Source organism: Patescibacteria group bacterium (assembly GCA_023473585.1).
Classification (GTDB): domain Bacteria; phylum Patescibacteriota; class Microgenomatia; order JAMCYU01; family JAMCYU01; genus JAMCYU01.
Genome location: JAMCYU010000005.1, coordinates 1 through 18,456, shown reverse-complemented (window position 1 = coordinate 18,456; position 18,456 = coordinate 1). Strand labels below are relative to the sequence as shown.

At 40.5% G+C, this 18,456-nt stretch carries 21 protein-coding genes and 1 tRNA gene; 17 read left to right on the top strand and 5 right to left on the bottom strand.

The features are described from left to right. Positions 1-75 precede the first annotated feature (75 nt). Both M1575_02270 and M1575_02265 read right to left on the bottom strand, forming a co-directional pair. A complete protein-coding gene (locus M1575_02270) occupies positions 76-219 on the bottom strand; it encodes a DUF5679 domain-containing protein (GenBank protein MCL5095528.1) in 144 nt (47 codons plus the stop codon). A gap of 131 nt (positions 220-350) precedes the next feature. Further along, positions 351-668 (bottom strand): hypothetical protein, encoded by a 318-nt coding sequence (locus M1575_02265; GenBank protein ID MCL5095527.1) that lies wholly within the window; start codon positions 666-668, stop codon positions 351-353. A gap of 100 nt (positions 669-768) precedes the next feature. Between M1575_02265 and M1575_02260 the strand changes: the two genes are divergently transcribed. From M1575_02260 to secF, 6 genes are read left to right on the top strand one after another with little or no spacing between them, the layout of a single operon-like run. Next, complete coding sequence (locus M1575_02260; protein ID MCL5095526.1) at positions 769-1,245, top strand: DUF4446 family protein; 477 nt, start codon at positions 769-771, stop codon at positions 1,243-1,245. 14 nt (positions 1,246-1,259) lie between these two features. Further along, positions 1,260-2,432: a DUF3048 domain-containing protein gene (locus tag M1575_02255; protein ID MCL5095525.1), complete on the top strand. Its 1,173-nt coding sequence runs from the start codon at positions 1,260-1,262 to the stop codon at positions 2,430-2,432. A 43-nt stretch (positions 2,433-2,475) separates the two neighbouring features. Next, complete coding sequence (locus tag M1575_02250; GenBank protein ID MCL5095524.1) at positions 2,476-3,051, top strand: hypothetical protein; 576 nt, start codon at positions 2,476-2,478, stop codon at positions 3,049-3,051. Continuing rightward, the gene (locus M1575_02245) at positions 3,052-3,252 is read left to right on the top strand and encodes an AbrB/MazE/SpoVT family DNA-binding domain-containing protein (GenBank protein ID MCL5095523.1); all 201 of its coding nucleotides are present in this window, start codon (positions 3,052-3,054) and stop codon (positions 3,250-3,252) included. Between the two features lie 43 nt (positions 3,253-3,295). Beyond that, a complete protein-coding gene (gene secD / locus M1575_02240) occupies positions 3,296-4,666 on the top strand; it encodes a protein translocase subunit SecD (GenBank protein ID MCL5095522.1) in 1,371 nt (456 codons plus the stop codon). Positions 4,667-4,674: 8 nt separating this feature from the next. Next, positions 4,675-5,556 (top strand): protein translocase subunit SecF, encoded by an 882-nt coding sequence (gene secF, locus M1575_02235; protein ID MCL5095521.1) that lies wholly within the window; start codon positions 4,675-4,677, stop codon positions 5,554-5,556. Here secF and M1575_02230 read toward each other — a convergent pair. Next, positions 5,545-6,879 (bottom strand): HD domain-containing protein, encoded by a 1,335-nt coding sequence (locus M1575_02230; protein MCL5095520.1) that lies wholly within the window; start codon positions 6,877-6,879, stop codon positions 5,545-5,547. The genes secF and M1575_02230 overlap by 12 nt on opposite strands. Before the next feature lie 26 nt (positions 6,880-6,905). On the opposite strand from M1575_02230, the gene recJ reads away from it, so the two are divergent. After that, positions 6,906-8,579, top strand: coding sequence for a single-stranded-DNA-specific exonuclease RecJ (gene recJ / locus M1575_02225; protein MCL5095519.1), 1,674 nt, complete (start codon positions 6,906-6,908; stop codon positions 8,577-8,579). On the opposite strand, the gene M1575_02220 is transcribed toward recJ, so the two are convergent. Continuing rightward, positions 8,576-9,115 carry a hypothetical protein gene (locus M1575_02220; protein ID MCL5095518.1) on the bottom strand — a complete coding sequence of 180 codons (540 nt, stop codon included), beginning with the start codon at positions 9,113-9,115 and terminating at the stop codon, positions 8,576-8,578. The genes recJ and M1575_02220 overlap by 4 nt on opposite strands. A gap of 93 nt (positions 9,116-9,208) precedes the next feature. Between M1575_02220 and aspS the strand changes: the two genes are divergently transcribed. Together aspS and M1575_02210 are read left to right on the top strand one after the other, a co-directional pair. After that, entirely contained in the window at positions 9,209-10,534 is a 1,326-nt protein-coding gene (gene aspS, locus M1575_02215) for an aspartate--tRNA(Asn) ligase (protein ID MCL5095517.1), read from the top strand. Positions 10,535-10,536: 2 nt separating this feature from the next. Further along, entirely contained in the window at positions 10,537-11,490 is a 954-nt protein-coding gene (locus M1575_02210) for a D-alanyl-D-alanine carboxypeptidase (protein ID MCL5095516.1), read from the top strand. Here the strand turns inward: M1575_02210 and M1575_02205 are convergent. Continuing rightward, entirely contained in the window at positions 11,465-12,526 is a 1,062-nt protein-coding gene (locus M1575_02205) for a hypothetical protein (GenBank protein ID MCL5095515.1), read from the bottom strand. The genes M1575_02210 and M1575_02205 overlap by 26 nt on opposite strands. 49 nt (positions 12,527-12,575) lie before the next feature. Between M1575_02205 and gltX the strand changes: the two genes are divergently transcribed. The 8 genes from gltX (at position 12,576) to M1575_02165 (ending at position 18,271) form a co-directional block, all read left to right on the top strand. Next, on the top strand, positions 12,576-14,003 hold the full coding sequence (gene gltX, locus M1575_02200) for a glutamate--tRNA ligase (protein ID MCL5095514.1): 1,428 nt from the start codon (positions 12,576-12,578) through the stop codon (positions 14,001-14,003). 4 nt (positions 14,004-14,007) lie between these two features. Then, positions 14,008-14,349 carry a DUF5674 family protein gene (locus M1575_02195; GenBank protein MCL5095513.1) on the top strand — a complete coding sequence of 114 codons (342 nt, stop codon included), beginning with the start codon at positions 14,008-14,010 and terminating at the stop codon, positions 14,347-14,349. Beyond that, the gene (locus M1575_02190; protein ID MCL5095512.1) at positions 14,346-14,684 is read left to right on the top strand and encodes a hypothetical protein; all 339 of its coding nucleotides are present in this window, start codon (positions 14,346-14,348) and stop codon (positions 14,682-14,684) included. Before M1575_02195 ends, M1575_02190 begins: the two co-directional genes overlap by 4 nt. A 76-nt stretch (positions 14,685-14,760) precedes the next feature. Continuing rightward, positions 14,761-14,831 (top strand) — tRNA-Gln (locus M1575_02185). 78 nt (positions 14,832-14,909) lie between these two features. Beyond that, complete coding sequence (locus M1575_02180; GenBank protein MCL5095511.1) at positions 14,910-15,485, top strand: hypothetical protein; 576 nt, start codon at positions 14,910-14,912, stop codon at positions 15,483-15,485. Positions 15,486-15,518: 33 nt separating this feature from the next. Continuing rightward, on the top strand, positions 15,519-16,307 hold the full coding sequence (locus M1575_02175; GenBank protein ID MCL5095510.1) for a methyltransferase domain-containing protein: 789 nt from the start codon (positions 15,519-15,521) through the stop codon (positions 16,305-16,307). Between the two features lie 15 nt (positions 16,308-16,322). Further along, on the top strand, positions 16,323-16,841 hold the full coding sequence (locus M1575_02170) for a hypothetical protein (protein ID MCL5095509.1): 519 nt from the start codon (positions 16,323-16,325) through the stop codon (positions 16,839-16,841). Positions 16,842-17,080: 239 nt separating this feature from the next. Then, complete coding sequence (locus M1575_02165; protein MCL5095508.1) at positions 17,081-18,271, top strand: DEAD/DEAH box helicase; 1,191 nt, start codon at positions 17,081-17,083, stop codon at positions 18,269-18,271. Positions 18,272-18,456: the final 185 nt, after the last annotated feature.

Sequence of the window (18,456 nt, the reverse complement as noted above, 5' to 3'; positions counted from 1 at the left end):
CCAAAACCCGACCAAAAAATAAAAGGTCGGGTTTTTTAATTTTCTTTAAAAGATCTCCTAAAGAAATTAAGAGATTTACGCGGCGCCTATCTTATACATACCCGTACCGCAGACCGGACACTTGCCTTTTAAAGCTGGTTTGCCATTTTTCATCGTGACTGGTTGTGCGTTCGGATCATCTCTTTTGGCGCGGCATTTAACACAATACATACTGGCCATAAATTTCTTCACCTCCCTTCAAATGGGACAAAACCTAGCGGTTTTTTCCCAACGATTTTCCCTAAATTGATACGGCAAGCGGCACTCTCTAACCAACGCTTGCCGCAGATTATATCTTGTTACTCTGTGAACTATTTAAAAATATGTAATAATTTATTTCCGCCAAGTTCTGTCAACCAATATACTATAATTTCAAAGCTGATTGCAAGTCCGGTCAACAAAAAAGTTTTTTTAAGGTCTCTTATAATGTCTGCCGTTGACGGCATTGTTATCGTTGATGTCTTTGGAGAAGATATTGGTTGGTCGGGTAAACGATAGCCTGAATTAATCTTTTGATCTACCCGAAGATCGGTAATTCTTGGTTCCGTTTCCGGGCCTTGAGCTTTTGTGGTTTCAAGTTTTCTACGCAATTCGGCAATAATTTTTTCTTGTCTGGTTTTTTTAGGCACGAAAAAAGATATAGCATATTTGTGATCATAAAGTCAAATAAAACAACTGAATTAATGTCTTGACAAAAAAGTAGGAAGTTAATACAATGGCTGAGCAACGATGGTGTTCAATTTAAACCAACAAGCAGTTTTCTTTATTCTGTCAGTTTTCTTTGTCTGGCTTGGGATTCTCTCTTTTCTCTATTTCAAATTAAAAAAACATTATAATCGGTTGATTGCCAGAACAAATAAAAAAAATCTAAGCGAAATTCTCGAAAAGATTTTGAAAGACATGGAAATTTCAAAACAGCAGATTGAGGAATTAAAGAAAAAAACGGAATTACAGAAAATTGAAAGTTTAACTCATATTCAGAAGGTCGGTCTTTTGCGTTTCAATCCTTTTAACGAGGTCGGCAGCGACCAGAGTTTTGTTTTAGCCCTTTTAAACGGAGAAAATGACGGTGTGGTTTTAACCTCTCTTCATGGTCGGACAGGAACCAGATGGTACGGAAAAACGATCAGCAAGGGACAGGGAAAGGAACATGAGCTTTCCCATGAAGAAAAAGAAACAATTAGAATAGCTGAAAAGATTTCTTAAACAAAGGAGTAAAAATGGAAAAAAAGAAACTAGTTTTATCAATCGTGACGGGTTTAGTCCTTTATTTAGTTTCGACCGGTCTTTCTTACGCCGTTTTTAATTCTTTAAAAACCAGAGGCGCTCAAGAAGTGGCCTCGCCGTTGGCTGACAAAGCGACCGGTTTTAAATTTGATATTTCCGGGCCAAAAACGGAAACCTGTATTTTAAACGGCGCTAAATTCACGAAAAATGAAAAAGATGTTTGGGAGACGCGCCGGCCCCTGGCGGTCATGATTGAAAATCACGTCGAAGCCAGACCCCAATCGGGCTTAGCCAGAGCCGATATTATTTATGAAGCCGTTGCCGAAGGTGGGATTACCAGATTTATGGGCGTTTTTTATTGCGCTGTCGCGGCGAAAAATTTAACCATGGGTCCGGTTCGTTCCGCTCGGACTTATTTCGTTGATTGGGTCTCCGAATATGACGCTTTATATAATCATGTCGGTGGCGCCGGCCGGTGTAATGACCCGACGGTTGATCCTCGGGCTAAAGCCCTTTGTCAAATTGATCAATATGGGATTAAAGATTTAGACCAGTTCGGGATTGGTTTCCCCGATTGTTACCGTAATCCCGACCGGCTTAATCACCCGGTCGCGACCGAACACCAAATGATCTGTCTTTCCGATAATTTATATGACATCGCCAAGGAAAAAAAGTGGACGAATGTTGATGAGGACGGAATTGCCTGGAATAAATCTTTTGAACCCTGGAAATTTAAAGACGATGCCAAGGAAGCCGATCGGCCGGCCACTTTTTCTGCCGAATTTGCCGCCTGGAAGGGTTACGAAAAAGAATATGGTGTCCGTTGGGAATATAATAAGTCGGAAAACAGCTATAAACGTTTTAATGGCGGTGTTCCTCATAATGATTTAGAAGAAAATCAGCAATTAACAGCCAAAAATATTGTTTTGCAGTTTACCAAAGAAACCGACGGCGTTGATGAACACGCTCATGTTCTTTACGAGACGATTGGAAGCGGCAAGGCAGCAATTTTACTCGACGGCCAGAAAATTGAAGGAACCTGGCAGAAAAAATCCAGAACCGCCAGAACGAAATTTTATGACAGTAAGGGTAAGGAAATTGAATTTAATCGAGGGCAAATTTGGCTCGAGGTTTTAGCCACAGGGACAGAAATTAAATATCAATAATTTTTTCCGCCAAGAATGGCGGACTGCCCGAAAAGGAGAGTCTATGCTTGAGGATTTAATTATCTCTCGCGTTCGGGTTAAACTTCTTGAACTTTTTTTAGGAAGTCCCGGTAAAATTTTCCATGTTAGAGAAATGGTCAGACAGACCGACGAGGAAATCAATGCCGTAAGAAGGGAATTGGCTCATATGGAGAAGGCGAGCATGGTTTCTAAAGAGCCCCGTGCCAACAGGCTTTATTATACTTTTCGCCGCGATTATCCTCTTTATTTCGAGCTCTTAGAATTGGTGGCCAAAACCAAAGGCTTGGGTTTTGATCTTCTTAAAAACAGAGCCAAACTGGGCAGAGTTAAATTTGCGATGTTATCCGGAAATTTTATCCGCGGCACGCAAGCTACCGGAGAAAAAGTTGACCTTTTGGTTGTCGGCAACATCGTTTTACCGGAATTGGCCCAAATTGTTCGGAGTGAAGAGGCCAGGCGCGACAAGGAAATTAATTATACGGTGATGACCGAAGACGAGTTTGAATTTCGCAAGAAAAGACGCGATCCTTTTATCACCGATATTCTAAGCGGGTTACGCGTTATGATCATAGGTGATGAGGAGGAGTTGATTTCCTAAATGGTCCAAAAAATCTTAAAAACCGGAAACAGTCTGGCGGTCGTGGTGCCGGCGGATTTTGGTAAAAGTTTGGGCATTAAAGCCGGCGAGAGCGTTAAAGTTTTTGCCCGGCCGGAAAAAGCCGAAATTTTGTATAAATTTTTCGGAGCTCAACAATTGCCTCTTTCCGAAAATATTCTCTCTTTGAGAAAAAAAACTTAAATTTTATCTTTGACATCTCTTTTAGATATTATATAATGCCCTCATGAGACCACAAAGGCTTTTACTTTTAATTATCTTCTTGACGGTTTTGTCTTTTTTTATTGATTTACCTAAAAACTATCCTTTGAAACTGACTTTGGGTCAATTTAAAATTGACCAGGTTATTTCCGCCCCTGATTTTAATTTTGCTTTGGGCAGTTTTAAAATCAGTAAAGAAATCTATACCCATTTGGGTTTGGATCTTCAGGGAGGAACTCATTTAATTCTTGAAGCGGACATGAAAGAGATTAAGGATCAAGATCGGAATCAGGCTTTGGATTCTGCCAGATCGGTGATCGAACGCCGGGTTAATTTTTATGGTTTGACTGAACCCGTTGTTCAGTCGGCTAAAGTCGGCGAAAGTTTTCGAATCATTGTCGAGCTTCCCGGAATTAAAGAGAAAGACAGGGCGATAGCGGAGATCGGTCAAACCGCCAAATTGGAGTTTCGTGAATGGATTTCGACCCAGAGTGCCGATTTTTCCCTTAACAATACCAAGGAAACCGGAATTACCGGCAAAGATTTGAAAAGAGCTGCGATTGAATTTGATCCCAATGACGGTAATCCTTATGTGGCGATTGAATTTACCGATGAAGGCGGCAAAAAATTCAGTGATTTAACCACGAGACTGGTTAATCAAAGAATGCCGATCTTTCTTGATGAAAAGATTATTTCTGATCCGACGGTTCAGGAACCCATTACCGGCGGTAAGGGCAGAATTACCGGTCAGTTTACGACGGATGAGGCTAAAAAACTGGCCCGACAACTTAATGCCGGAGCTTTGCCGGTGCCGATTAAAGTTTTGGAAGAGCGATCGGTGGGCGCAACCCTGGGACAGGAATCGGTGCAAAAAAGTCTCCGCGCCGGCGCTCTTGGTTTAGGCATGGTCATGGTCTTTATGTGGTTGTATTATGGCTCTTTGGGTTTTTTAGCGGATGTCGCTTTGATGATTTACGGTCTTTTATCGTTGGCGATATTTAAAATAATACCCATCACTCTAACTTTGCCCGGGATTGCCGGTTTTATTTTATCAATCGGGATGGCCGTTGATGCCAATATTTTAATTTTCGAAAGAATGAAGGAAGAATTAAGAAGCGGAAAACAGTGGCAGATAGCCATGGAATTGGGTTTTGGCCGGGCCTGGGATTCAATCAGGGATGCTAATTTTACGACTCTTTTAACCTGTTTTATACTTTTTAACCCCATGGGTTGGGGTTTTTTACCTTCATTTGGTATGGTTAGGGGTTTTGCTCTTAATTTGGCCGTCGGTGTTTTGCTGAGTTTATTTACGGGGATTATTGTCACCAGAACTTTAATCCGCGTCTTTTTTAAAGGGAGCTGGAAAGGCTTTATGTCTTCCCAGGTACAAAAATGATTCCTTTTATGCGTTATAAATGGGTCTATCTTTTAATCTCAAGTTTGGTTTTAGTTCCCGGTCTTTTTTCTCTTTTCAAATGGGGTTTTAAACCCTCAATTGATTTTGTCGGCGGAACCCTAATGGAAATAACCAATGTTCAATGCCAGGACGCTGGGGTGGCTGCTAAAGTGAGACAAATTTTTTCGGAAAATAATGTTGATTTAGGAACTCTTCAGTCGTCAGGAGAAAAAACTTGTTTGCTAAGATTAAAAACGATAACTTCGGAGCAAAATGAAAAGATCATAGAAGTTTTGAAAAAAGAATATCCTCCAATTCAGCAAACGAGATTTGAGACCGTCGGCCCGATTTTAGGTCAGGAACTTTTACAAAAAACCTTTATTGCGGCGATCTTAGCCATTTTGGGTATTCTCTCTTACGTGGCTTATGCTTTTAAAAATTTAAAATTCGGCGTTTCCGCGATTTTGGCGCTTTTCCATGATGTTTTGGTTATGGTGGGAATTTTTTCCCTTTTGGGACATTTTTGGAAAGTTGAAATCGACACGCTTTTTGTAACGGCGGTTTTAACCACCATGAGCTTTTCTGTTCACGATACGATTGTCGTTTTTGATAGAATCAGGGAAACTTTAAGGAAAAATCCCGGGGGCGATTTTGAAACCATGACAAATAAAGCGGTCACGGAAACGATGGGAAGGTCTTTAAATAATTCTCTAACGATTGTTTTTATGCTTTTGGCGCTTTTGCTTTTGGGCGGACAAACAACGAAATTTTTTATCTTGGCTCTTTTGGTTGGAACGATTTCCGGCACTTATTCCTCGCCCTTTGTGGCCACCCCGATTCTGGTTCTCTGGCAAAAATGGGAAGAGAGAAAAAGAAAGTTAAGAGGTTAAGTTTTTAATTTTCTTTAATAAAGAACTTCTTTCGTTGGGTTCACCTTTTTCGACGACTTCATTAAATAACATATTTAAAATTTCTCCGACCTTTGGACCGGAGTCAAGATTTAAAATTTCCATAACATCATGGCCGTCAACTTTCAGATCGGCGACGGTAAAAGGCTGTTTTTGAACCTCATCCAGGCGTTTTATAAAAAGCTTTAATCTCCAAGAAGTTTCTCTGGCGCCGCCGCCCAAGCGATCGCCGATGCGTAAATCCAACATGTCTTTAAGATTCTCTTTTCCGACCCTTCTTATAAACCGGCGCAACGCCGAATCGGTTTGTTTCTCATCAACGGAAAATTGATGCCAGCGGACCATGGTAACTAAACGGTCACGGTCTTTTTTTGAAAGCTTAAGTCTGTCTGCCAGATGGCGGGCCAAAGAAGCGCCGATAACTTCATGATTGTAAAAAGTAATTAAACCTTTTTCGTCTTGTTTAAAAGTGGCTGGTTTACCGATATCGTGAATTAAAGTCGCCAGGCGAACCAACGGATCTTGAGACGGACAAAATTTAAGCGACAGGAAAGAATGCGTGCCGACATCATAAAGATGGTGTCTTCCGGGTGAAACCTGGTTAACGCCAAAGCCTTTTTCAACTTCCGGCAAAATTTTCTGCAAAAGACCGGCGTTTTTTAAAAGCGCAATGCCGTCGGCCGAATGATCGGTCGCTAAAATTTTCAAGAGTTCTTCCTTGACTCTTTCAGAAGATATTTCTCTAATTAAGGCAGCGTTAGCGACAATCGCCGCAAAAGTTTCCGCTTCAAGCAAAAACTCCAGTTCGGTCGCAATTCTTATGGCGCGCATCAGTCTTAACGCGTCTTCGGCAAAGCGTTGGTTGGGGTTGCCGACAGTACGGATAATTTTATCTTTAAGATCTTTTTGGCCGTTATAGGGATCAATGAAATTTTTGCCGTCAAAGGCGATGGCGCCAACGGTAAAGTCCCGTCTTCCCAAATCTTCTAGCAAAGTTTGGCCCCATAAGACTTTTTCCGGATGACGATGATCCTTGTAATTACTTTCCGTCCGAAAAGTCGTGATTTCGTAAATTTCGCCGTTTTCTAAGGCGACACCGACGGTACCAAACGCATTGTCATAAAACCCGTCGGGGTAAATTTTTAAAATCTCCGAAGGAACAGCGCTAGTCGTAAAATCCCAATTTTTTGTGGGTCTTCCCATAAGAAGATCTCTGACCGAACCGCCGACGGCATAAGTTTCGAAACCGGCTTTTTTCATGGTCGTCAGGACTTTTTGCGCTGAAGGTGGAAGTTTATAGGTCATAATGTTATTATATCAAAGATAAATATATGAAAAAATGGCAAGGGCTTGATCGGGGAAGTTGTCAACAAAATAAGACCCCGGAAGAAATTTTAAAAATTCTTCTTCGGAATCGTTTTTTAAAAACGAAAAAAGAAATCAATGATTTCTTAAATCCTCCTCAACCTTCAGGTTTGGATTTTAGAAGCTTGGGAATTAAGCCTCTGCAAATGAAGAAAGCCGTTTTAAGAATCAAAAAGGCCATAGAAAAGCAGGAGTCGGTCGTGGTTTATGGCGATTATGATGCCGACGGCGTTTGCGGGGCTGCCATTTTGTGGGAAACCCTATATAGATTGGGGGCGAAAGTCATGCCCTATATTCCGCATCGGGTTGAAGAAGGCTACGGACTTTCCCAAAAAGGCATTGACTTTCTTAAGCAGGAATATAATGTTGACTTAATCTTAACCGTTGATCATGGAATCGGCAGTCTGGAGAAAATCGAATACTGCCAAAAACTGGGCATAGACGTCATTATCACCGATCATCACGTGGCTTCGAAAAAACGGCCGAAAGCTTTGGCCATTGTTCATACGACCAATCTTTGCGGGACAGGAGTGGCCTGGATGTTGGCGCGTGAAATCGTTAAAGATAAACTTGAAATCGAAGATTACCTTGATCTGGTAGCGATAGCAACCGTCGCCGACATGGTTTCCTTAACAGGGACGAATCGGATCTTGGTTAAATATGGTTTGGAAAAATTAAGGAAAACCCAAAGATTAGGCCTTAACGCCTTAATCAAAGAGGCGCAGATAAACAAAGAAAAAATCAGCGTTTATGATATCAGCCACGTTTTGGCGCCAAGACTAAACGCCATGGGCAGATTAACCCACGCCCTGGATGCTTTAAGACTTTTATGTACGAAAGATGAGGATAAGGCCAGAAGTTTAGCTCGGGAATTAGAAGTCACTAATCGTGACCGGCAAAAACTAATGGAGGAAACGATTCTTCACGCCGAAGATTTATTAAAAAAACAAATGGGGATAAGTCCTTTAGAAGCCCATCTTCTTTATATTTCCCACCGGTCTTATAACCAGGGAATCATCGGTTTGGTCGCCGGAAGATTGGTCGAAAAATTTTACCGGCCTTCAATCGTCATCGCCGAAGGCGAAGTCTACAGCAAGGGATCGGCCAGATCGATTAACGGTTTTAATATTATCGAAACCATCCGGAAAGCCGAGGATCTTTTAATTGATGCCGGCGGACACCCGATGGCGGCCGGTTTTACCATTAAAACGAAACACTTGGAACTTTTTAAAAAACGTTTAACCGAAATTGCCGACCAGGAGCTGGATGAGGAAAAATTAACCAGAGTTTTAAAGTTTGATTGCGAGATAAATCTCAAAGTCTTAAGTTTTGAACTTTTTGAAAAATTGACCCAATTTGCGCCTTTCGGTTTAGGCAATCCCGAACCGGTTTTTGTCAGCCGTTGTGTCTTAGTTAAGGAAGCCAAAAAAATCGGCGCCGACGGCAAACATTTAAGATTACTCATAACTCAAAACTCGCTACCCATAACCATTTCGGCGGTTGCTTTTGGTTTAGGTGATTTTTTTACCAAACTTTCCAGGGAGCAAAAAATTGACATTGCCTATACTTTATCCGTTGACGAGTGGCAAGGACAAAAAAAATTGGATCTTAAAATCAAAGACATCAAATTAGAAGACTAATCTCCGGAAGTCGTTTGCAACTTTCGACGTAAATAATCGATACCGCCAAGAGGTTCGTGCATGGCCCGTATATGACGAGATTCTAAAGCAAAAGTATATTCACAAGCGCCCAAAGCTTCAGCAATTACTTTTAAATCAGCGTCGGTTAAGACTTGATCTGGATTTTGATAAATAACGCCGGCTTCTTCGGCTTTTTTCCTGTCTTCTTCGGTCAGAGTCGAAAGCGTTAAAATGCTATGGCCCCTATAGGAACGAAGAGATGCAGAAAAATAACAACAGTCAGGACATATATGATGAATGGTCGCGTCTAAAAAGGCATGAGAAGGAAGACCTCTGCTGGGTGAAAAAGCAATCACCAGGGATTGTTCTTCGTTGGTCGGAATCCCTAATCCGACAATCGCATTTCTGGGAATTTTCCAATCTTTAGGCCAAGGACAAACAAGATGATCTTTAGCACCGTCAACTTTAAAGAGAAGGTAGCCGCGTCTCTTTTCTTCCTCGATCTTTCTTGATTGGCTAGAAATTTCTATGGTCATCTTTATTAAAAAACCTCCTTTGAGGAGGCATGATGATATTTATCATAGCCTTTACTTATTGTCAAATCAAACCCAGAGTCCTATAATCGGGCTATGGAAAGAACCAAAATTTCTGAAACCCCAAAACTTATAGGTCAAAAAGTCAAACTTTACGGTTGGGTCAATACCCACAGGGATCACGGTAAGATTATTTTTATTGATCTTCGTGACCGAAGCGGTCTTGTTCAGGTCGTCGGCGGTTCGGAATTAAAAGAACTAAGACCAGAAGACGTGGTTGAGGTCATCGGGTTGGTTAAGGAAAGACCAACGAATATGGTTAACGCAAAAATCCAAACCGGCAAAGTTGAAGTTGAAGTCAAAGAAGTAAAAATTTTAACCAAGGCTGAAGAATTGCCGTTTGATATGGGACAGGAAGAATTAAAGGTCAGTCTGCCGACTCTTTTAGATTTTCGTTCTTTAAGTTTGCGTCATCCAAAAAACAGGGCCATTTTTAAAGTTCAGGAAACAATTATCGAAGGCTTTAGGGAATTTTTAAGAAAACAGGGATTTACGGAAATTCAGGTTCCCACGATCGTTCCGTCGGCCACCGAGGGCGGCGCCCAAGTTTTTAAAATAAAATATTTTGAACACGAGGCGTACTTAGCTCAATCTCCGCAGCTTTATAAACAAATCATGGTGGGAATTTTTGAAAGAGTTTTTACTTTGGCTCATGCCTACAGAGCCGAACCGTCAATAACCACCCGTCACATGACCGAATATCTCGGGCTGGACGCGGAAATGGGATTCATCGAATCTTTTGAAGACATCATGGATATGGTAGAACTGTTAATGAGGGCTATTTTCCAAAAAGTGGAAGAAGAAAATAAAGAGGAACTTAAATTGTTTTCCGCGACCCTGCCGAAACTTTCAAGTAAGATTCCCAGAATTAAAATGAGAGAGGCGCAGGAAATTATTTTTAAAAGAACAGGCAAAGATAATAGACATGAACCTGATTTGGAACCGGAAGACGAAAAAGAAATCTGCCGCTTCGCGCTTGAAGAACACGGGTCGGATTTAATTTTTATCACCCATTACCCGACGAAAAAACGGCCGTTTTATACCTTTCCCGATGAGGAAGATCCGGAATTTACCAATAGTTTTGATTTGTTAGGCAGGGGTCTGGAATGGGTTACCGGTGGGAGGAGAATCAATGATTATCAAATGCTTTTAGACCATGTTAGAAAATGGGGGAATAAACCTGAGGATTTTGATCTTTATCTGCAAGCCTTTAAATATGGGATACCGCCCGAAGGGGGGTTTTGTTTAGGGGCAGAAAGAATAACGATGCAGATTTTAGGTTTGGAAAATGTCCGTCTGGCCAGTCTTTTCCCCAGAGACATGGAAAGAATAGACAGAAGACTCAACGAGAAGAAAAAATAGTCATGGCGAAAAAAAATTCTCTTCACGAGATTTCAAAAATTTCTCTGCTCTTATTAAGTTTAATTCTTTTGTTTTTTTTATTGTTGCCGGGACAGAATATTTATCAAAAAAAAGAAAAAGAAAAAATTCCGCCGCTTCTCGATTTTCCACTGACTATCCCAACGCCAGCTCCATACCCCATGAATTTAAGTGGCGTTTTGTCTCCTCAACTGTCTGCCGAAGCCATTTTGGTTATTGATTTACCTTCGCAAATTGTTCTTTTGCAAAAAAATCCTCAAATGAGACTGGCGCCGGCCTCAACGACCAAATTAATGACCGCCTTGGTTGCTCTTGATCAATATAAACTGGATGACGTTTTGTTAGTTGAGAAAGTTATAAGTGAAGGGAAGACTATGGATTTGGCTGTCGGTGACAAACTAACGGTGGAAAATCTTCTTTATGGCCTTTTAGTGCACTCGGCCAATGACGCCGCTTTTGTTTTGGCCCAAAATTATCCCGGCGGCGATGAGCGTTTTATGGAAAAAATGAACCAAAAAGCCCGAGAATTTTCTTTAGAAGATACTCATTTTACTAATCCGGCCGGTTTCGAAGAAAACGCCCATTACACTTCGGCGCGCGATTTGGCCCGCCTGGCGACAATCGCTCTAAACAACCCGACGGTCGCGAAAATTGTCGGTACGCCGGCGATTACGGTTCACGACGTCGGTTTTACCAGATTTTATAAACTGGAAAACGTCAACGCGCTTTTAGGGAAAATTCCCGGTGTTTTAGGGGTTAAAACCGGCTGGACTGAAAACGCCGGTGAGTGTTTGATTACGGCTCTTAATAAAAACGGAAAAAAGATTTTAATCGTGGTTTTGGGAAGCCAGGATCGTTTCGGAGAAACAAACACGCTGATTAATTGGGTCTTTGGTAATTTTACCTGGCAGATTATTGAGCCGTCCAGGAAGGACTGACGGCAGGGATAAAGGCAAGGAAATTACCGTCGCCTTCAAAAACGAAAATCGGCTGAAGAAAATTTTGGTACTCTTCAGGGTAGAAATAGGCCAGATAGATTTTTCTCACAATGACGTTTTGTTTGTCATCCGGCGGCCGCACGATGAAACCGCCGCCATTTCGTAGCTCTTCCCAAGCCTGAGCCGATGTTTTCAAAGGATAAGTGGCCGATTGTTCTTCCTCGATTTTCCAAAAAATATAGTTTAGTTCAAGAAATCTTTTTTTAGTTTGTTTGCTTCCGGAGAAAATCAGATTAATTAATTCTTGAGGATATTTGACGGAAAGAAGTTTTAAACCCAATAAATCTTCTCTTCCCAAATCAATTCTGACCGCGTCAGCGTTTGCCAAACTCGTTGTCGGAAGAAGATTGTTGTCCATAAGCTGATAGTAGCTGACTTTATTTTCACCTTTTTCCAGGGGAGTGGAAAAAAGCCCTAAATTTTGCAGATAATTTGTGGTTTCGTTCATGGCCTTTGTTTGGTTGGGCAGATTTTTTTCCGTAAAGACTGACAGGTCGGACCCGTAATCGTAAGATAATTTAAAATTGCCGTTGACAATATCAACCCTTAAGATTCTTTGCGGGATTTCGTTGTCCTGCCACCGATAAAGATTTTGATTTTCGGCCTGGGGTTCAGCGGTAAAACCCATTTTTTGGGCGAATTGTTGAGTCCTGTTTAAAGAAAGCAAATTCGGAGAAGGTTTAGGCATGAAAAAGACCGTTCCTGTTGAAGAAGCGATCGGTGTTTTGCCGTCAATAGTTTCCAGTTTAAAATTAAGTTTAGGAGAGGAAGGGTCACTTTCGACAGCGGGAAATTTCAAGGCCGGTAATTTGCCGAAAGAAACCGTCGGCGGCGGCGGGGCCGGAGGATGAATTTTTTTCCAGGCTGTAAGAGTCAGATCAAGGAAAATTTTAAAAATAAAAAGTAAAACCAGGGCAATCAAGCCCCAATTAATGGCTTTTCTGGTGTAATAAGCTGTTTCGGTTAAGGTTGTCATTGGGCAGCAAATTGAGTATAGCATCCTCTTATGTTAAAATTCAATCTGTATGGTACGCGTCAGAATCGCGCCGTCGCCGACCGGCGAAGACTTACATATCGGCAATGTCTACACGGCTTTAATCAATTTTGCTTTTGCCAAACAAAATAAGGGTAAATTTTTAATCAGAATTGAAGATACCGACAGGACACGTTTGGTTTCCGGTTCGGAAGAAAGAATTTTGGATTCTCTTTGCTGGTTAGGGTTGGCTTATGATGAAGGACCGGATATCGGTGGTCCTTATGCGCCCTATCGGCAGTCAGACAGGCTAAAAATTTATAAAAATTATGCCGAGGAACTGGTGAGGGTGGGGGCGGCTTATTATTGTTTTTGCGATACCAAAACTTTGGAGGAAATGCGTGAAATTCAACAAAAACGCGGCGAGGTGCCCCGATATGATCAAAGGTGCCGCTCCTTAAAAAACGAGGAAATACGGCAAAAATTAAAACACAAAACGCCCTACGTTATCAGACTTAAAGTTCCTCAGGCCGGACAGACAAAATTTACTGATTTGATCAGGGGTGAAATTACTTTTGAAAACGGCCTAATTGATGATCAGGTTCTTTTAAAATCGGATGGTTTTCCGACCTATCATTTAGGGGTGGTTACGGATGATCACTTAATGAAGATAACCCATATTATTCGGGCCGAAGAATGGATTTCCTCAACACCGAAACATATTTTAATTTATAAGGCTTTGGGTTGGGAGTTGCCTTTTTTTGCCCATCTGCCGCTTCTTCGCAATCCTGACCACTCAAAACTTTCCAAAAGGCACAATCCGGTTTGGCTTTCCTGGTATCGCGAGCAGGGCTATCTGCCCGAGGCCATACTTAATTACCTGGCGCTGATGGGCTGGGCGCACCCGGAAGCCAAGGAAATTTTCACTTTAGAGGAATTTATTAAGAAATTAAAACTCGAGAAAATTCAAACAACCGGTCCGGTTTTTGATCTGCAAAAATTAGACTGGGTAAACGGCGTCTATTTAAGACAAAAACCAATTCGTCAGCTGGCCAAGCAAATCTTTGAATTCTATCTTAAAAAATACCCGGAAGAGAAGATTGCCCAAATTCTGCCGTTAGTTGTCGAGCGCATGAAAAAACTCACCGATTTTGAGAATTTCACCGACTTTTTCTTCAAAAAACCTGCGGTTGATCCGACTTTACTTTTATCGGGAAAAACTAAAGAAGAAGTGGAAACCCCTTTAAATCTGTTTCTTTTTAAAATTGACAAATTAAAATCATGGAAAAAGCAGGATTTGGAAAAAGAAGGCCGGGGAGTAGCGAAAGAATTAAGTCTTAAAGACGGTGATCTTTTTATGATTTTAAGAATTGCCTTAACCGGAAAAACGGTGACCCCGCCTCTTTTTGAAACGATGGAGGTTTTGGGCAAGACAGAAACTCTCGATCGTCTCCAAGTAAGCCTTGAGAAAATAAAGTAAATTTATGAAGATTTTTACTAAAAAAATAACCCTTGAAGAGTTAAAAAAAATGGCCGAGAAGACGTTTGGAGATTTAGTTAAAGTTGTGGTTGATGTCGAAAAAGAAATAATCGCCGTTGACGGAGAACTACATGCGGATGAAGAGACTTTACTTATAAATAGTGGTTCCAAACAGGAAAATTTATGGGGAATAAACCTTTATCCGAAAAAAACAGGAGAAGATTTCATTGAGTTTGATTCAATGATTAATCTACGACCAGCTTACGGCAATAACAGCAGGGGAATTGATGATTTAAAAATTAGAGAAAAAATTATCAAGATAGTTGATAATTTAATTATAAAATGACTTTTCAACACCTATCTCTTGCTTCTGGAAAATGGAATAACCTGGACTTAATTGAACAGATGGCCAATATCGGGAGCGAGGTTTTTCGAGCGATCTCTTGGCGGGCAAAAGGCGATAATGAGACGGCAAAAGGGGCCTTTATTAGGGCGCTAGAGCTTTTTGATTTAACTGTTTCTGACCCTTCCAATAGAAACCGCCTAAAAGAAATTTTGCGGGCAAGGGAATTATTTTGCGATTTTTTTATTGGTAATAACCGATACTTTCAAACAGACGGACAATGGCAAAAATATTTCTCTCAGTTTAATTATCTTGTTCAGAAAAGAAGAACTGGTTAGTCGCTATATTACTTTAAAGCAATATAGTAGCTGACAAAAACCCCAAATTGTGTTAAAATTAGCCTTGTAAATCTATTTCGGGGTCGTCTAACGGTAGGACAGTAGCCTCTGAAGCTACTAGTCTTGGTTCGAATCCAAGCCCCGAAACACTTCGCCGGCTCAGTTTATTCCTCAAAAGACAGAAAAGCTTTACCTGTGATATAATCCCCCAACTGCCCGGAAATTATGGAAAAAGCCGTTTATATTATTCCGGGCTACCGTCATCTGCCGACGCATCAAGCCTACCGGCAAATTGCCAAAATGCTTAAAAACCAAGGTTATCTTCCCGTGCCCGTGACAATCCCTTGGCAACAAACGACCATTGCCGAAAATACCGCTTATTTTTTACACGAATTGAAGAAAAAAAGATTGGGAAAGAAAATTGGCAAGCAATATCTTCTCGGATTTTCTTACGGAGCCATGATCGCTTTTATTACCTCAACCAAGGTTAAAACTGACGGCTTAATTCTTTGTTCCTTATCACCCTATTTTGAAGAAGATTTGCAAAAAGAACAAAACCCACATGATCAGGATTTTGTGAATTTAAAGTGTTTAAGTTTAGCCAAACGGATTAAAGCCCAAAAAATCTTTATGCTATATGGAGGGAAAGAAGATAAGTCGTTGAAAAACAGGGTGCGTGAAGCTTTTGGCGAGATTTTAAATCGCCATAAATATTTGTTGCCCATCGCCAGGGCGGAACACAATATTGGAGACAAAAGATATTTGCATAAAATTTATGAGGTAATTCAACAGTTGAATTAGACAAATAACTGACAATTGAGATAAACTGGATTGGTGAAGGACTACGCCCAAATCAACAAGCAATGGTGGAATAATGTTACGCCGATACATTTAAGATCCAAACTTTACGATTTGGCCGGTTTTAAAAAGAGAAAAAGCAGTTTAACCGTTATTGAAAAAGAGGAAATGGGAGATGTTCGCGGTCAAAGCCTTCTGCATCTTATGTGTCATTTCGGTCTAGACACACTTTCCTGGTCTCGAAAAGGGGCCATGGTTACCGGCGTTGATTTTTCTTCGAAATCAATAGAAACCGCCAGAAAATTAAGTCAAGAGTTTCATCTTCCGGCAACTTTTATTCTTTCAGATATTTATAATTTACCCAATGTTTTGGAGAAAAAATTCGATATTATTTTTGCCTCTTACGGAGTTTTATGCTGGCTTAAAAATCTAAAAAAATGGGCAAAAATTATTAATCATTTTCTAAAACCCGGCGGGATCTTTTACCTGGTCGAACTTCATCCTTTCACCAATATTTTAAGCGATGACTTTAAAATTTCTTATAAATATTTTGACAAAGGCCCGGATATTGATGATTCTCCCGGTACTTATGCAGATTGGCAGGCCAAAATTAAAGGCAAGACCTATCTTTGGAGTTACACGCTAAGCGATGTCATTAACGCGCTTTTAAGTGAAGGGTTGAAAATCAAATATGTTCATGAATTTCCTTTTACGATGTATGATCAGTTTTCGGGCTTGATGAAGCAAAATAAGCAGGGACAGTACGTCTTTAAAGATAAAAAGATTGAGATACCACTGTTGTTTTCCTTAATGGCAAGCAAATAATACTGGTGAGATAATATGGCAACAATTATCCAAGCTACTATTGGCCAACTATTATTGGGGACGTCTGTATTGGCCATACTTTTGAGTGTTATTCAGTGGTTATTAGCAAACTGGATAAAAATACGCCTAGAGCAATCAATTCGACACGAATACGATAAAAAACTTGAAGACTATAGATTTTCCCAGCTTCAAAGACAAAAGGCGGAAACAATAGCAACTTTTTTCGCGAAATGGATAAAATACAGAGGCCACGAAAAAGACTTTTTAGATGAAAAAGAACTTATTAACTACTATGAAGAACTGAATAAAATGTCATTGGAACTATCGCTATGGATAAAAGACGAACAACTTTTAAATGAAATTATGTCGAGGACGCAAATGAATGAAAAGGCATCAGATACCAAAGCTATTGTTGGAATGGTTAGAAAAATGATACTCGAAATAAAAAGAGATAAATTTAACTCCCAAAATATTACGCTTTGGCCAAGTTCAGAGGAAACGAATAGATTATTTAAACTTGATAAAAAAGGATAGTAATGCCTTAGCCCGGTTCGCTCGGGAGGGCCGGTTTGCTTTATGAGCTTTTTCGTAGTATAATAGGTTTTACCCTTGCAGATTGAGAGAAGAAATCTGCTTAAATGTAACTATATTTTGTTTCGTTAGAAAAAAGATACCTCAAGTTTATTAACTCTTTTTTGTATCTTTTCTCCGTAACCTTATATCTTTCTTATTTAGGCAGTTTTGTTCTTTCAATTGCTTTTAAAATTTAAAAAATGTACGGACAACTTAGAAAACAGGCATACCAAAGACAAAATTTTAACCGGTTTAACGGCAGTCAAAATCGTGGGATAAGAAAGATAAAAGCCTTTAATCCGATTGATTTAATAAACAATTCCGAAATCAATGAAAAAAAGCCGGAATACCTTATCTCCCACTCCTTTGCCGATTTTCCAATCTCTGCCGACTTAAAAAGAAATATCTTTGAAAAAGGGTACAAATCACCCACTCCTATTCAGGATCAGGCCATTGAACCGATCCTTAATGGTAAAGATTTGGTTGGAATCGCCAATACCGGAACAGGCAAAACAGCGGCATTTTTAATCCCTCTTATAGATAAGGTCTTAAAAGACAGAAGTCAGAAAATCTTAATATTGACACCAACGCGCGAGCTGGCAACCCAAATTAGGGATGAATTTTCCGCTTTTTCCAGAGGTCTTAATATAGACTGCGCGCTTTGTATCGGAGGGGCGAACATGTCAAGGCAAAAGAACGATCTTCGGAGGAATCCCAGTTTTGTCATCGGCACGCCGGGGAGAATTCAAGATTTTCTTCGTTCCAGAAATCTCAGTCTTTTTGATTTTGGTTCAGTTGTCCTTGATGAGGCGGATCGTATGGTTGATATTGGGTTTATTCATGACATCGAGAATATTATTTCCTTTCTTCCCAAAGTGCGTCAGTCGCTTTTTTTCTCAGCGACCATTGACGGCAAAGTAAGGGAAGTTTTGAGTAGTTTTGTTCAAAATCCGGTTACGGTTTCCGTTAAAACAAAAGAAACGGCCGAGAATATCGAGCAAAACACCATTAGGGTTACGGATCACAGCCGGAAGATTGACCAACTCCACGATCTTCTTATTAAAGAAGGCTTTGAGAAAGTCCTTGTTTTTGGTCGGACAAAGCATGGCGTGCAAAAGCTTTCCGATGAGCTGGTCAGAAGAGGTTTTAAAGCCGACGCCATCCATGGCAACAAAAGGCAAAATCAAAGAATTAAAACTTTGGAAAAATTCAAAAGAAGCGAGATCCAAATTCTTTTGGCCACAGACGTTGCCTCCAGAGGCTTAGATATTCCTAACGTCAGTCACGTTATTAACTATGATTTGCCGGAGTCATACGAAGCGTATATCCATAGGATTGGCAGAACCGGAAGGTTAGACAAAAAAGGCGTTGCCCTGACCTTCATTGATTAAAATTCCTTTTTCAGAGTTGGGTTGGAACAAGAAGAGATTCTTTTAAAAAAAAGCTTATTGTCTAGGCTCCGATAGATCCAGAACGGTTTGACAACTAATGAATGGTCGCTATAGTGGCTCATATATGCGAGCCTACAAAATCGTTCCCGGGTCTTATGTTTCTCTAGCTTCATTATCCAAAGATG